The following is a 14695-nucleotide window of genomic DNA, read 5'->3' as shown; positions in this document are numbered from 1 at the left end:
CTGCCGGAAACGTTCTGCCGCACACGCGCCCCGTGTGCGGCAGTTGTCTGCGGCGACAAAATCCAAAAGGGAGCCACTTCATCGTATGACGTCGATTTACAACAGCCAGGACAGCTTTTACAAAACCCCCTACGGAGCCGTGCGTGCCGGTCAGACCGTCACGTTCCGGCTGGCCGTGCCCTGCGAATACGGCTGCACCACCCCGTACCTGATCTGGAATCGGGACGGCGGTGAGCCGGTGATGCAGCCGCTGAGCAAAGAGCAGACCCGCGACGGCCGGGACCTGTTTTCCTGCGCGCTGGCCTTCGGCGAGGCCGGGCTGTATTTCTACTACTTCGATTTGTACACCGGATACCGCAAACTGTACCGCGGCCCCCTGGGTGAGTGCACCATGACCACCGGCACCGGAGAGAGCTATCAGCTGACCGTGTTCGAGGCGGATTTCGAAACGCCCCGGGCGGTGGCCGGCGGTGTAATGTACCAGATTTTTCCCGACCGGTTCTGCGAGGGCGTAAAAAACAAGGTGATGCCCTTTGCGGACCGCATCTACCGGCCCAACAAACACGGCGAGCCCTATTTCTGGCCCACCGAGCAGGCGGACGGTTACCTGAACAAGGACTACTTCGGCGGCGATTTGGAGGGCATTCGCCAAAAGCTGCCCTATCTGGAAGAGCTGGGCGTGACGCTTGTGTATCTGAACCCGGTGTTTGAGGCCCATTCCAACCACCGGTACAACACCGCCGATTACCGGAAGATCGACCCGCTGCTGGGCACCAACGAGGCCTTTGAGGAGTTGTGCTGGGAGGCAAAGCGCCACGGTATCGGCATCATTCTGGACGGCGTGTTCAGCCACACCGGTTCCGATTCCATCTATTTCAACCGGGAATGCCGGTACAATTCCTTCGGCGCGTGGCAGGGCGAGGGCAGTCCCTTCCGCTCCTGGTATGACTTTTCCCCCTCCTACAAGTGCGGCTACCGGTCCTGGTGGGGCTTTGAGACGCTGCCCGAGGTGAACGAGCACGACCCCGCCTACCGCAGCTTCATCTGCGGCAAGGGCGGCGTGATCGACTACTGGATGGACCTGGGCGCCTCCGGCTTCCGCCTGGACGTGGCGGATGAGCTGCCGGACGATTTCATCGTGGAGATCCGCCGGGCGGTCAAGCGCCACGGCGAGGACAAATATCTGCTGGGGGAAGTGTGGGAGGACGCCACCAACAAATGGAGTTACGGCCGCCGCCGCACCTATCTGCTGGGCAAAGGGCTGGACGGCGTGATGAACTACCCCTTCAAAGAGGCCGCGCTGGGCTTTGTGAAGGGCGAAGACACCCGCGGCATCGCGGACCGCATCGTGCGCATCTGCGAAAACTACCCCGCGCCCGCTCTGAATGCCGCCATGAACTTTCTGTCCACGCACGACACGGTGCGCGCCATTACGGCACTGGCCGGTGAAAGCTGCGAGGGCCGGGACCGCTATTGGCAGAGCGGCCGCCGCCTGACCCCCGACCAGTACGAACGGGGCCGCCGCATGCTGGTGATGGGCTACGCGCTGATTTTCACGCTGCCGGGCATTCCCAGCATCTACTACGGAGACGAGATCGGCATGCAGGGATACAAAGATCCCTTCAACCGTGCCTTTTTCGACTGGGACAGCACCGAGACCCGCATTCGGCCGGCGCTGAAGCGGCTGGCCGCGCTTCGCAAAAACTGCTCCGCCTTCGCGGACGGCGACTTTCATCTTCTGCGCGCGGAGGACGGCGTGCTGGAGTTTGAGCGCCGGGGCGCTTCCGCCGTGGCAGCGGTGTGCCTGAACCGCACCGCCAGCACGCTGACTACCCGCCTGCTGGACCAGACCGTGACCGTGAACCCTTACGACTTTGCGGCCATCACCCGCACGCTCTGACCTTCTTTCTTAAAAAATGCAAAACAAAACGCCGTTCGGAAAAGTTCTTCCGAACGGCGTTTTTTATTTATATTTTGACAGCCGGCCTCAGGCCCGTGCGCACTGTTTGGTCTGCGTCAGATTTCCCTCGGCATCGTAGTATTCCAGCGTCAGGTTCTCGCCGCTTTCATCCACGCTCATCAGCACATAGCCGCCGTCCGTATTCCAGCCCTGTACCTTTCCGTCGATCATGGTACCCAGACCGTAGTACTCACCGGCCAGCGTGTCCGCGGTGATTTTAAAGGTGGAGCCGTTTTCCTCGCTCCAGCTGCCGCGCACGGCCCGGGCCATGGAAGAGGTGTCCGATCCGTCCACCTGTTCGTAGCAATAGGCCAGAACCGATTCCAATTCTTCCACGCTCATGTAATAGACATCGTCCGGCGAATCTGTGAGGTAGCAGCTCTGGCCTACAAACCAGACGTAGCTGTCCCACTGCTGCACGGTCAGCTGAAAGGTGGTGTCCCCCAGCACAGCGGTGATGTCCAGATAAGCGTCCACACCCAGCTCTTCGTTTTCCACCACGTCCTCGGTCACGCTCAGCTGGTCGAACCCGGCAGACATCGCCTGATACACGGGGATCTCATCGCTGTAGAACATATGCGCCCGCTGGAACTGCTCCAGATAGCTGCCGGTGCGCTCGGCTTCCAGCAGGTAGCCGTTGATATAAGCCTGATCGTAATCCAGATACTGCTGGAAAATGTCATCCACCTGGCTGCCGTAGGAACCGTTGTAGAATTCATCGCCTGCCCATTCGTCCTCGTAATAGGAGTTGTAGTCATCCCACTCGGGCAGGTCCCAGTCGGAGCTGGTTTGAAACGCGCGGAACGCCATGCTGAAAATCAGCGCCACCAAAGCCACAATCCAGACCAGATAGCCCGCGATCAGCCCGATCAGCGCGCCCACATGGGGTTTGCGGGTGGCGTCCCCCTGCACATAAGCGCAGTAACGGCGGTTAAAGGTCGCACCGTTGTAAATGGCGACGGTCAGCCCCCACACGCCGCACACCACACTGAACAGCCAGGACACCAGCACCGGCGGACCGAAAAGGGTTCCTGTGCCTCCGGTGTTCAGCTGGGACAGCGCAATGTTGCCCGCATACAGGCAGGCGAACAGTTCGCCCACACACTGCACCAGCAGCAGCGGAAAGTACAATTTCCAGAAACAGCTGAAAAAGCCCCGATACAGCGCATGAAACGGTCCCAGGAAAAAGGCTGCAAAATTGAACCGGCCGGGATTTCCGGCCGCGATGGACGCAAACTCGCGTGCGTAATACGGGTCCGGCACATCCGCCACGGAATACACCGGCGCATCCGTCCGCGCCCCGCAGCGGGGGCAGAACAACGCCCCCTGAGGAAGCTCTCTCCCACAATTCCGGCAAACCATACGCCGTCCTCCTCATTGTTTTTCTTTCATTATAGCGTTGGTGCCGGGTGTTTGCAAGAAACGGCGGCGCATATGGATAAACGGGTGCGCAAAACGCCCCGGCTCGCCCGGTCACGCCGCACATATCCCGGCGTTGATTGAGGGGGTTGTACTCAAAAAAATGCCGTTTTCCGCCAAACAGGGCCTAAAAAGGGATTTTTTGAGCTTTGTGTTTTCGCGCCGCATTTGGTACAATAAGGCTGTCGACAAACTTCGGCAGCGACGCAGTCGAGTAACCTGCAACGCAGGAAAACGCCGCGCACAACGCGGCAGAAAGGAAGAGGATTCGTATGGTTTTTTCCCCCCTGTCGCTTCTTTGGCTCGGCCTGGCCATTGTGTTCGGCGTGCTGGAGGCCGTGACCGTGGCCCTGGTGAGCATCTGGTTCGTGCTGGGTGCCGTGGCCGCGCTGATCGCCTCTCTGTTCACATCATCGTTTCTGGCCCAGTTCTTTGTGTTTGTCCTGGTCAGCGGCGCGGCGCTGGCCGTCAGCTGGCCTTTGATGAAAAAACGCCGCAACGCGCGGCCCGTGCCCACCAACGCAGACCTGAACGTGGGGCGCACCGCCACCATCATTGAACCCGTGACCCCCAACCAGCCGGGCCGCGCCCGTCTGGACGGCGTGGACTGGACCGCCAGGTCCTCGGTTGCCCTGGAAAAAGGGCAGCTGTGCACCGTGATCTCTGTGGACGGCGCCACACTGACGGTGGAACCCATGCCCGGCACCGCCGCCGTATAACAATAAGGATCTCATTTAAAAGGAGGAATACTGTATGCCCATCATTCTGATTCTGATCGTTCTCATCATCGTTCTGCTCATTATGAACATCCGCATCGTTCCCCAGTCCTACCAGTACGTGGTGGAGCACCTGGGCCGGTACAAAACCACCTGGGACGCAGGCGTCAAATTTCTGATTCCCTTCATGGACCGGGTGGCCAAAAAGGTCTCTTTGAAAGAGCAGGTGGTGGATTTTCCGCCTCAGCCCGTTATCACCCGGGACAACGTGACCATGCAGATCGACACGGTCATCTTCTTCCAGATCACGGACTCCAAGCTGTTCACCTACAACATCGAGCGCCCGCTGGCCGCCATTGAAAACCTGTGCGCCACCACGCTGCGCAACATCATCGGTGAAATGGAGCTGGACCACACCCTGACCAGCCGCGACATCATCAACACCAAGATCACCGCCATTCTGGACGAAGCCACGGACAAGTGGGGCATCAAGGTCAACCGCGTGGAAGTCAAGAACATCATGCCTCCCTCTGAAATTCAGGATTCCATGGAGAAACAGATGAAGGCCGAGCGCGAGCGCCGCGAGAGCATTCTGCGCGCCGAAGGCGAAAAACGCAGCGCCATTCTGGTGGCCGAAGGCGAAAAAGAAAGTGCCATCCTGCGGGCCGACGCTGTGCGCGAGCAGCGCATCCGTGAGGCGCAGGGCGAGGCCGAGGCTCTGATGACGGTGCAGAAGGCCCTGGCCGACTCCATCAAGATGCTCAACGAGGCCGATCCCTCTCAGAAGGTGCTGACGCTGAAAAGCCTGGAGGCGCTGCAGAAAGTGGCCGACGGCAAAGCAACCAAGCTGATCGTGCCCAGCGAGCTGCAGAACCTGGCCGGCCTTGTGGCCAGCGCCAAGGAAATGATGACCATGGACGAAACGAAACGCTGATTTTTCCAAAAGCCAGACCGGCACGCCGGTCTGGCTTTGCTTTTTCGTCTGTTTTCGCGCGCCTTGTACAGCGAAAAATTGTAGCAAACGTGCATTGCCAAACCGAATGGGATTCGGTAGAATAAAAGTGTATTTTTCATAAATTGTTCACAATTGACTTCGATATATCGCCGGCGATAGGGGCCGGCAGTTTCTAGCGGGCGGCCGTAAATCACCCGGCTATCGAAGCGGCGTTGTTATGCCGTTTCGAAGGCGCGGGTCCCGGTGAGAGGCCCGCGCCTTCTTTTTGCGAAACGGGGCGTGTCCCCTTTCGATATACGATCTATTTTTTCTTTTTACAGGAGGAACAATCATGGAAAAATTCTTTCGTCTGAAAGAACATGGTACCACGGTGAAGACCGAAATCATCGCCGGTATCACCACCTTCCTTGCGATGGCCTACATTCTGGCTGTCAACCCCAGCATGCTGGGCGCGGCCGGCATGAACACGGCGGGCGTGTTTGTGGCCACGGCGCTCTCTGCTGCGTTTGCCACCGTCATCATGGCTTTCTGGGCCAACTACCCCATCGCGCTGGCTTCCGGCATGGGCCTGAACGCCTATTTCGCCTACACTGTTTGCGGCAGCCTGTCCGCACAGGGTTTTGAGGACCCCTGGCGCATCGCTTTGACCGCCATCCTGGTGGAAGGCATCATCTTCATCATCCTGTCCGCGTTCAAATTCCGCGAGACGCTGGTGAACTCCATCCCTGAAAACCTGAAATACGGCATCACCGCCGGCATCGGCCTGTTCATCTCCATCGTGGGCCTGAAGGGCGCGGGCGTCATCGTTGCCAACGAGAGCACCCTGGTTGCTCTGGGCAATGTGGGCGACGCCAGCGTGGCGCTGGCTCTGATCGGCATCGCCCTCATCGGCATCATGCTGTATTACAACATCAAGGGCGCCATCCTGTGGGGCATCCTGATCACCTGGATCCTGGGCATCTTCGCTCAGCTGTCCGGCTGGTACACCGGCGTTTCCGTTCTGCCCGACTTTGCCAACAACAGCTTTATGGCCGGCTTCGCGGGCATGGGCGAGATCGCCTTCAAGTTCGATTTCAGCTATGTGGCTTCCAACGTGGTGGACTTCGCGGTCATCGTGTTCGCGTTCCTGTTCGTGGACCTGTTTGACACCGTCGGCACCCTGATCGGCGTGGCCGCCAAGGGCGACATGCTGGACAAAGAGGGCAAGCTGCCCCGCGTGGGCCGCGCTCTGATGTCCGACGCCATCGGCACCGTGGCCGGCGCCTGCATGGGCACCTCCACCGTTACCAGCTACGTGGAATCTTCCGCCGGCGTGGCCGAGGGCGGCCGCACCGGTCTGACCGCGCTGACCACTGCGGTTCTGTTCATTCTGTCCATCTTCCTGGCTCCCATCTTCCTGGCCATCCCCGGCTTTGCCACCGCTCCGGCGCTGGTGATCGTGGGCATGCTGATGATGAGCAGCGTTTCCAAGGTGAAGTTCGAGGGCGACACGGCCGATGTTCTGGGTGCGTTTGTGGCCATTATCATGATGCCCTTCACCTACTCCATCGCCAACGGCATCATGTTCGGCGTTCTGGCCTGGCTGGTGCTGAAAGTGGTCCGCGGCAAAATCAAGGACATTCATCCGGTTATGTGGATCGTGGGCGCGCTGTTCGTGCTGCGCATCGTGACCATCATCCTGGGTGTTTCCAGCTGAGTTTTGGGCGTTTTCCGGCGTCCGGCCTTTTGGCCGGGCGCCTTTTTTTACGCCCGGATGCACTTTTGATACAAACCGTGCTACAATGAGGGCAGAACGAGACAAGGAGCGGAGCATATGGACCCGATTTTGATCGTAGAAGACCAGGCAGCCATTGCGGACCTGATCGCCCTGACGCTGGAACACGCCGGCTGGCCCTGCCACGTGGTGCGCGACGGGCGCGCCGCGGCCGACTGCATCGAAACAGGCCGCTGGTCGCTGATTCTGCTGGACATTATGCTGCCCGGCTTTGACGGTTATGAATTGAAACAGTACATTGCAGATGAGACCCCGGTCATCTTTCTCACCGCGCGCATCGCCGTGGCGGACCGGGTGAAGGGGCTGCGCATGGGCGCGCAGGACTATATCTGCAAGCCCTTTGAACCGGAGGAGCTGGCCGCCCGGGTGGAAGCGGTTCTGCGCCGCACCGGGCGGGGCAACACGGTGCTGCATGCCTTTGGCGTGGTGCTGGACCCCACGGCCCGCCGGGTGCGCAAAAACGGCGAGGATGTGTCCCTGACGCCCCGGGAATACGATCTGCTGGAAGTGTTTCTGCGCAACCGGGGCGTGACGCTGTACCGGGACGCGCTGTTTGAACGCATCTGGGGCGAAATGCCCGAAGAGGGCAGCCGCACACTGGATCTGCACGTGCAGCGCCTGCGCAAAAAACTGGGCTGGCACAGTGAGATCCGCACCCTTTATAAAATCGGTTACCTTCTGGAGGAGGGAGCGCCTTGAAACTGAAATGGAAGCTGAGCCTGAGCCTTCTGGCCGTGACCGGCTCATTGTTCCTTTTGGGCGGCTACTGGATGATCCATCAGAATTTCATGTCATCCATGGACGACGCCGCCCGGCGATACACCGCATCACACGCCAGCCAGCTGGACCTGGTGACCACGTTTTTGGCCCGGCAGGACGACCCCAGCCCCAGCCAGGCAGGTGCCGAGGCGGCCGCCGGTGTGCCCGACGGAGCGCTGGCGCTGGCGGACGCGGGGTATGCCCTGCTCTTTTCCAACCTGCCCGAAGAACTGGATAAAATGGACCTGTACGATGCGGTGGAGGCAGCCGACACGGGCTTTGTGTACCGCCAGCACGGGGACCGCATCTGGTTTCTTGAAGCCAGCGCCCTGCCCGCGCAGACGGATCTGCATTTGATCAGCGCCTTTGAAGTGACCGCACTGTACACCGAGCGCACGGAACAGCTGCACCGGTTCTGGCGCATCGCCGCCGTTCTTTTGGCCGCCGTGGCGCTTTTGACCGCGCTGGTGTCCGGGGCGGTTTTGCGCCCGCTGCGGCGTCTGCAGGCCGCGGCGCAGCGCATTGCGGGCGGCGTGTACGACGAGCGCACCGGCTTTGTGAGCCGGGACGAGGTGGGCTCCCTGAGCCGGGAGTTCGACCGCATGGCCGAGGCCATTGAGGCCCGGGATCAGGCCCTGCGGGAGAGCATCCGCCAGCGGGACGATTTTGTGTCCGCCTTCACCCACGAAGTGAAAACCCCCATGACGGCCATGCTGGGCTACGCCTCCATGCTGCGCACCCGGGAAGTGGACCTGGCCACACGCCAGAAAGCCGCCGATTACATTTATCACGAGTCCAAACGGCTGGAGACGCTGTCCCGCCGGCTGATGGCGCTGATGCGTCTGGGCGAGGAAAAGCTTCAACTGGTCCCTACGCCGCTGAGCGGCATTTTAAACGACGTGCGGGCCGCTGCGGCAGGTCTGCCCGGGGTGCGGGTGCTGATGCCCGAAAGCGGCGGGCTGTATGTGCGGGCTGACCGAAGTCTGGCCGCGGACCTTTTGTGGAACCTGGTGGAAAACGCGGCCCACGCCGCTCCCAAGGACGGGTGCGTGCGCATCACGGTCACCGAACAGCCCGGCCGGGTGGAACTGGCTGTTTCGGACACAGGGCGGGGCATCCCGCCTGAGGAACTGCCCCGCATCATCGAGCCGTTCTACATGGTGGACAAAAGCCGTTCCCGCTCGGAGAACGGCAGCGGACTGGGTCTGGCGCTGTGCAACCGCATCGCCGAGCTGCACGGAGGCAGCCTGCACTTTGAAAGCACCCTGGGCGAGGGAACCACCGTGCGGTTTTCTCTGGAAAAGGAGGCGGCGCCATGCGACGTGCAGGACTGACCGGCCTTCTGGCCGTTTTGTGCATGCCCGTGCTTCTGGCCGCCGCGGCGCTGGGACCGCTGGCCGCCATGGAACAGGCGGACCGCGACCGTCTGGAGGCCGTGCATCCGCTGGCCTCGCCGGACATTGGGGCACCCTCGCCCGAAGCCATGGAGATCCCTCTGGTGGCGTGGCTGTATCAGCTGGCTCTGATGCAGGACCCGGACGATTACTCCCCCTATACCCTGGACGAGGAGATCCAGTTGAACTGCTCCAAGAAAGACATTCGCAAGCCCATGGAAAAGCTGGCTCCCGCCCTGCCCGACGGCTGGACCGACCTGCTGGAACAGATGGAGTTGCGGGCGGCCCGGGTGATTCCGGTGGGCTATGCGCTGCACAAGGCCTTTTCCTCGCTGGAACTTCGTTTCTATGACCAGAACGTGTTCACCCCCTTCGGCACGCTGACGGTGGTCACGGCGCCGGACAAAGTCACCCCTGTGCAGATGAACCTGTTTGTCAACGGTTTTTACGATTTGGAAATCACGCCCGCACTGGAAGACCCCTACGGCGTTTTGGAGGATATCACCCTGGTGCTGGGCCTGGAGGAACTGGACTGGGAACCCGTTCAGCTGGCCAGTTCGGATGGTTACTGGTGCATCCGCAGCAATCAGGCGAACCTGCGCCTTGTGGTGCATGCGCAGACGTATGAACCCGACGGAAGCTATTCTCTGAGCATCACGCTGACTATGATGCCGCCGGAATGAGAGGAGGAACGGATTGTGAAACTGCGTCCAATTGCGGTGCTGACTGCGCTGGCACTGCTGACCGGCTGCACCGCCCCTGCACAGGCCACGGATCCGGCCCCCGCTGTCCCGCAAAGCGAGCTGCGGCTTCTGGCGCCCGGACCCGGGTCCGCCCTGAACGAACAGGGCTTTTTTGCGGTGGACACGCTGTCCGAGGAGGGGCCCAGCGTACTGACCTTCTATGACTTTGAGGAAATGGGCCAGCGGGTGCTGTGCGACGCGCCGGACTGCACCCACGACAGCGACGCCTGCCCTGCGGCCTGCTCCGGGGCCATCTATCTGGTGGGGGATACGCTGCTGGCGATGACCGCAGACACCAGCACCTCTTACTGCAATTACACCCGTCTGGAGAGGCGCAGCGCGCAGGACGGCCGTCTGCTGGACCAGCGTCTGGTGCTGTATGGCTGGCAGAGCGTCACGCCCTACACCGACGGAAGCGCGCTGTACGCCTGCCTGAACGGAGATCTGGTCCGGCTGGATGTTTCCACCGGGCTGGAAACCGTGCTGAAACGGCGTTTTCTCACGGAGAGCCGCTCCCCGCTGGGAATCCTAGGGGACCGTGTGCTCTGGGACACCACCGAGACAGACGATCCCACCACGCGGGTACTGAGCCTGATGCAGGACGACTACTCCCTGCAGCCCCTCTTCCGCTTTGCCCAGGGCAGCGTCAAACTTTTGTGTCTGGAGCAGGACACCCTGTACTGGGCCGACACCAAAACCGGCATCGTGTACGCCGGCAATTCCTCGGGCGAGTCCCAACCCGTGACCGACGCACTGACCTCGTATCGCTGGGTGCGGACCGAGGACGACTGGAGCAGCGTGCAAAGCTGGGGCGGCCAGGTGGTGGACGGCAAGCTGCTGGTGGATGTGACTGAGCCGGATCTGCTGTCCTCGACCTGCTATGCGGTGGACCTCTCCAGCGGGGAGATCAGCCCCTGCCCCCTGACCGATTACTGGAACGGCTACTCTCATCCGGTGGCGGTGTGGGCTGAGACCGAACACGGCCTGCTGGTCAGCCAGCACGAGCGTGTGATGCGCACCACCATGGGGCAGGACGGCGGCTTTGTCACTTATGAAAGCGACCGCACTCTGTACGGTTTTTTGACCCCGGAGGACTTTTTCGCCGGGCGGCCAAAATACCGGATGATGACGTCGCTTTCCATCTGAACAGGAGGATTTTATGAAACGTCTGTTCTGTGTTTTGCTGGCGCTGACGCTGGCAGCCTGCGCGCCGGCTTCCTCCGGCGTGGCCAGCCTTCCGGATTCGGAGCCGGCCGCCGCGGCCAGCGCCCTGACGTCGGCCCTTTCATCCGTCAATGAAACCGGCTTTTTTTCCTATTACTACGACCCGGCCAACAGCGAGGCCGGCACCCGGCTGGGCCGGTGGGATTTCCGGGACGGGACCATGCACATTCCCTGCACGGTGCCGGACTGCGACCACACCGGCGCAAAGTGCGAGGCGCGGCTGAGCGGCTATCCTCTGGTGGTGCTGGAGGACGCGGTGTACACGCTGGAACTGGACGACAGCCGGGGGCTTTACGAGCTGTCCGTCCGGGATGCGGACGGCACCCATCCCCGGCTGGTGGGCACGTTGGGATACTGGAATTTTGTGGGGGCGGACGAAGAATTTCTGTACGGCTTCTGCGAGGGTGCCTACGGCCGGGTGAGCCGGGCGGACGGCACCGAGACCTTTCTGGTCCACGGCCTCGGGGTGGATTTTTCCGACTACGGGCGTGTGCTGGGGGTCTGGCAGGACCGTTTTGTGGCCGTGAGCTGGGACTGGAGCCGGGAAGAGCCCGCTCGCCTGTGCCTGTTGGACCGGGATGGGGCCGTGACCGAAGTGGCCCGGATCGACCCCGTGCGCTTTTCCGATTACAACTGCGTGCTGATTCAAAACGAGATACTGTATCTGGACCGGCCCACCGGGGACGTAATGGCCGTGCATGTGGAAACCGGCGAGGTTCGCACCGTCAGCCAGGCACTGCGACCTTACAACGCGCTGGAAGGCGATGATTTTTACAAATGCCAGCGCTGGTATCTTTTGAAGGTGGAGGACACCCCCATCGTCCGGGTAGTGGACCTCGTGGACGACCATCTGGAGCAGGCGGTCTTTCGGGTGAACGAAGACGGCACGGTGTCCCAGCTGCCCCAGTGTCAGGAATTTCGGGATTATGACCCGGAACTGGGAAGCGGTTACAACAGCCAGCCCGAACCGGTGACCGTGATGGACCAGTGGGGCGAGGAGCTGATGGTGTGCTGCGCGGTGCAGTGCTTTACGTATGAAAATGAGGACGGCACCTTTTGGGCCACTCAAAATGTATACGCCCTGACCAGTGTGGAGGACTACCTGGCGGGCCGAGAAAATTACCGGGAATTTTCCAGTGAGGAGTGAGTGTTCATGCGCAAATTGCTGTGCGCGGTATACCTTCTGGCGCTGCTGGCGGGCTGCACAGACGCCCCCTCCCCGGTCTCTGCGGTCCGGAGCACCTCAGAGGACCCGGGGCAGACGGACAACCCGGTCTTTCTGGAAGAGCTGCCCGCGCTGGGCAATCCCGCTGCCGCCATGACCGAAGACGGCTTTTTTCTGGCTGAGATCCTGCGCGAGGGCGGCCCCAGGCTGCTGACCTTTTATGATTTTGAAACCGTGACCCGTCGGGTGGTATGCGACGTGCCGGGCTGCACGCATGACAGCGGCGCCTGCCCCGCCGCGGTGCCGTCCGACCCTCTGCGGCTGGGCGACAGGCTGTATTTTTTTGAAAACGCAGACCCCGATGATTTCGCCCAGGGGTTTCTGGTCAGCCGGCGGGACCTGCACGGTCAAAACTCCGAACAACTGGGCCAAATCGGCGGCGAATGGTTTTTCAGCGCCGGAATGTACACCGACGGCGCGTCCCTGTTCACCTATCGCGGTCCGGATTTTGTCCGCATCGATCTGCCGGACTGTCACGTGACCATGGTGGAGCGCGCAAACCCGGATAAGGGCTCTGATCTCACTTCCCGTTTGACCATGACCGCCCCCGACGGGCAGGTGTACCGCCTTGGATGGGACCCTGCTCTGGACGCGTCACCCGGCCACCGGCTGGCCCGTTCGGGCACCGCCTTGTATTACGCGGACCCTGCCACCGGATGGATCTTCTGTCAGGATGCGTCCACGGGGCAGACCCGGGAAATGAGCCGCGGGCTTGCCGATTATAACTGGAGCCGACAGCAGGTGGCGGGCTGGGATGAAGCCGGTGCGCCGAACCGCTGGGAAACACACTGGGCCTGTGAAAACTGGACGGGCCGCCTCATCGCCGGCGTCCTTGTGGTGGAGTTGGGCGCGCCGTCACCGGACCAGATGAATACCTATCTGCGCGCGGCGGTGGACCCGGAGAGCGGCAGCGTCATCCTTTGTCCCCTCTCCACCTTTATCAACGGCGTATCCCGCCCCATCCGTATCTATGCCGAGACGGACCGGGGCCTGCTGGTCTGCTGTGACAATCCATCCTCCGTGCGTGAAACGATGGGGAAAGACGGCAGCTTTCAAACCTGGACCAGTTATGGGAACGTCTATGCGCTGATCGACCCGCAGGATTTTCTGGCCGGCGTCCCCAACTACCGCCGGTTTGAAGACAAAGGAGGTTTTTCATGAAACGGCTTGCCTTGCTTCTGGCGGCAGTGCTGCTGACAGGCTGCGCCGCGGCCCCGCCTGCGTCCTCTGACGCGCCGTCTGCGCCGCAACCCATCTCCTCAGACCTTCTCTACTTCGGTCTGCCTCTTGAGGGGTACAAACTTGCAGGCCAAGTGTCTGAAAACGGCTTTTTTGATTATTTTTCCGACTATGAAAAAAACATCGGCTTTTTAACCCGTTACGATTTTGCGGACATGACCCAGCACATTCTGTGCGACAAGGACGGATGTCTTCACGCCGACGAGACCTGCGACGCCTATGCTCCGGGCTGGCAGGTGATTGCCATGTCCGATGCGGTGTATACCGTGAACTACAATTACGCAGAGGATGGTGAGACCTTCACCGGCACCCAGACCTTGATGCGCCGGGATGCGGACGGCATGCATCCCACGCCGGTGGCATCCATTGGGAACTGGAATTTTTTCGCCACTGACGAACATTACCTGTACGGTTTTTGTGAGGAAGCCTATGGTCGCGTGGACCGAACAAACGGCACAGAGACTCTGCTGCTTCACGACGGCAAAAGCCGCTATTATGTTTACGGAGAAATTCTCGGCGTTTGGAACGGTCAATTCGTCGTAATCCATTGGGATGAAAATCCCACCCAAGGCGTGAATTTGAGCCTTCTGTCCCCCGAGGGGATTGAGACACCGCTGACACAGCTGGACGAAATTTCCATCTATGAAGGCATTGTTTACCCCAATGTCTGCGCACTGTTTGAGGACAAAGTCTATTACGTTTCTAATGATGGTATGCTGCTGTGTTACGATCTGTCCAAAGGTGAGCACAGGGAGAAAAGCAGCATCCTGCACACGTGCGCGAAAAATAGTTCTGCTGACACTTGGATGCTGTATGCCCTTGGGGATCGTTTGGTTGTGTCCGCATTCATCAGGCCGGAGGGCTCCAAATACGCTTCCCGGCATCTTTTCGCCTTGTCTCCGCCGGACGGACCTCTGACCGAGCTGACGTTGATGGAAGAATTTCGAGAGCACATCGAAACACCCGCGCCGGAAGAAGGACCGATTTGGGAACCCGAATTGATTCAGCCTCTGGCCCAAATCAACGGACAATTTCTGGTGCTCAATGCCTATCAATTTTTTCAGCGGCCCTTCACCTCTTCGGACGGCACGACTGCATCTTATGAAGACCATTTTTCCATCTACGCTCTGATGGACCCGGAGGATTACTTCGCGTCCCGCCCTGTGTACCGGGAATTTTCCCCCATTTCAAACAACTGAGAGGTGTAACCGTTCATGAATTTTCTGAATGGGGCGGTATAAGCCGCCCGCTGTTTTGCCAGCTGGGCCCCTGGGCCTATGCGCTGTC

12 protein-coding genes and 1 riboswitch are annotated in these 14695 nt (G+C 60.6%); of the genes, 11 read left to right on the top strand and 1 reads right to left on the bottom strand.

What is annotated here, in order from left to right:
• Positions 1 to 85 precede the first annotated feature (85 nt).
• Positions 86 to 1900 (top strand): glycoside hydrolase family 13 protein, encoded by a 1815-nt coding sequence (locus tag WMO24_RS06930; protein WP_349215612.1) that lies wholly within the window; start codon positions 86 to 88, stop codon positions 1898 to 1900.
• Between the two features lie 87 nt (positions 1901 to 1987).
• Here WMO24_RS06930 and WMO24_RS06925 read toward each other — a convergent pair whose 3' ends face one another.
• The gene (locus WMO24_RS06925; protein WP_349215611.1) at positions 1988 to 3322 is read right to left on the bottom strand and encodes a zinc ribbon domain-containing protein; all 1335 of its coding nucleotides are present in this window, start codon (positions 3320 to 3322) and stop codon (positions 1988 to 1990) included.
• A gap of 329 nt (positions 3323 to 3651) precedes the next feature.
• On the opposite strand from WMO24_RS06925, the gene WMO24_RS06920 reads away from it, so the two are divergent.
• The 10 genes from WMO24_RS06920 to WMO24_RS06875 all read left to right on the top strand — a co-directional run bounded on the left by WMO24_RS06920 (position 3652) and on the right by WMO24_RS06875 (position 14607).
• Positions 3652 to 4098, top strand: coding sequence for an NfeD family protein (locus tag WMO24_RS06920; protein WP_349215609.1), 447 nt, complete (start codon positions 3652 to 3654; stop codon positions 4096 to 4098).
• 34 nt (positions 4099 to 4132) lie between these two features.
• Positions 4133 to 5029: an SPFH domain-containing protein gene (locus WMO24_RS06915; protein ID WP_349215608.1), complete on the top strand. Its 897-nt coding sequence runs from the start codon at positions 4133 to 4135 to the stop codon at positions 5027 to 5029.
• Positions 5030 to 5169: 140 nt separating this feature from the next.
• Positions 5170 to 5271, top strand: a riboswitch (purine riboswitch).
• 110 nt (positions 5272 to 5381) lie between these two features.
• Positions 5382 to 6746: an NCS2 family permease gene (locus WMO24_RS06910; RefSeq protein ID WP_349215606.1), complete on the top strand. Its 1365-nt coding sequence runs from the start codon at positions 5382 to 5384 to the stop codon at positions 6744 to 6746.
• Between the two features lie 117 nt (positions 6747 to 6863).
• A complete protein-coding gene (locus tag WMO24_RS06905) occupies positions 6864 to 7523 on the top strand; it encodes a response regulator transcription factor (RefSeq protein ID WP_349215605.1) in 660 nt (219 codons plus the stop codon).
• Positions 7520 to 8917 carry a sensor histidine kinase gene (locus WMO24_RS06900; protein WP_349215603.1) on the top strand — a complete coding sequence of 466 codons (1398 nt, stop codon included), beginning with the start codon at positions 7520 to 7522 and terminating at the stop codon, positions 8915 to 8917. The genes WMO24_RS06905 and WMO24_RS06900 overlap by 4 nt, the downstream gene beginning before the upstream one ends.
• On the top strand, positions 8899 to 9660 hold the full coding sequence (locus WMO24_RS06895; protein ID WP_349215602.1) for a hypothetical protein: 762 nt from the start codon (positions 8899 to 8901) through the stop codon (positions 9658 to 9660). Before WMO24_RS06900 ends, WMO24_RS06895 begins: the two co-directional genes overlap by 19 nt.
• Before the next feature lie 15 nt (positions 9661 to 9675).
• A complete protein-coding gene (locus tag WMO24_RS06890) occupies positions 9676 to 10866 on the top strand; it encodes a hypothetical protein (protein WP_349215600.1) in 1191 nt (396 codons plus the stop codon).
• Positions 10867 to 10879: 13 nt separating this feature from the next.
• Positions 10880 to 12091: a hypothetical protein gene (locus tag WMO24_RS06885; protein WP_349215599.1), complete on the top strand. Its 1212-nt coding sequence runs from the start codon at positions 10880 to 10882 to the stop codon at positions 12089 to 12091.
• 6 nt (positions 12092 to 12097) lie between these two features.
• On the top strand, positions 12098 to 13330 hold the full coding sequence (locus tag WMO24_RS06880) for a hypothetical protein (protein WP_349215597.1): 1233 nt from the start codon (positions 12098 to 12100) through the stop codon (positions 13328 to 13330).
• Positions 13327 to 14607, top strand: a complete 1281-nt coding sequence (locus WMO24_RS06875) for a hypothetical protein (protein WP_349215596.1) — start codon at positions 13327 to 13329, stop codon at positions 14605 to 14607. The genes WMO24_RS06880 and WMO24_RS06875 overlap by 4 nt, the downstream gene beginning before the upstream one ends.
• Positions 14608 to 14695 lie beyond the last annotated feature (88 nt).

This window comes from Ruthenibacterium intestinale (genome assembly GCF_040096265.1).
In the GTDB taxonomy this organism is placed as follows: domain Bacteria; phylum Bacillota; class Clostridia; order Oscillospirales; family Ruminococcaceae; genus Ruthenibacterium; species Ruthenibacterium komagatae.
Note: the sequence above shows the minus strand (reverse complement) of the source record. Positions and strands in the feature narration are given on the sequence as shown.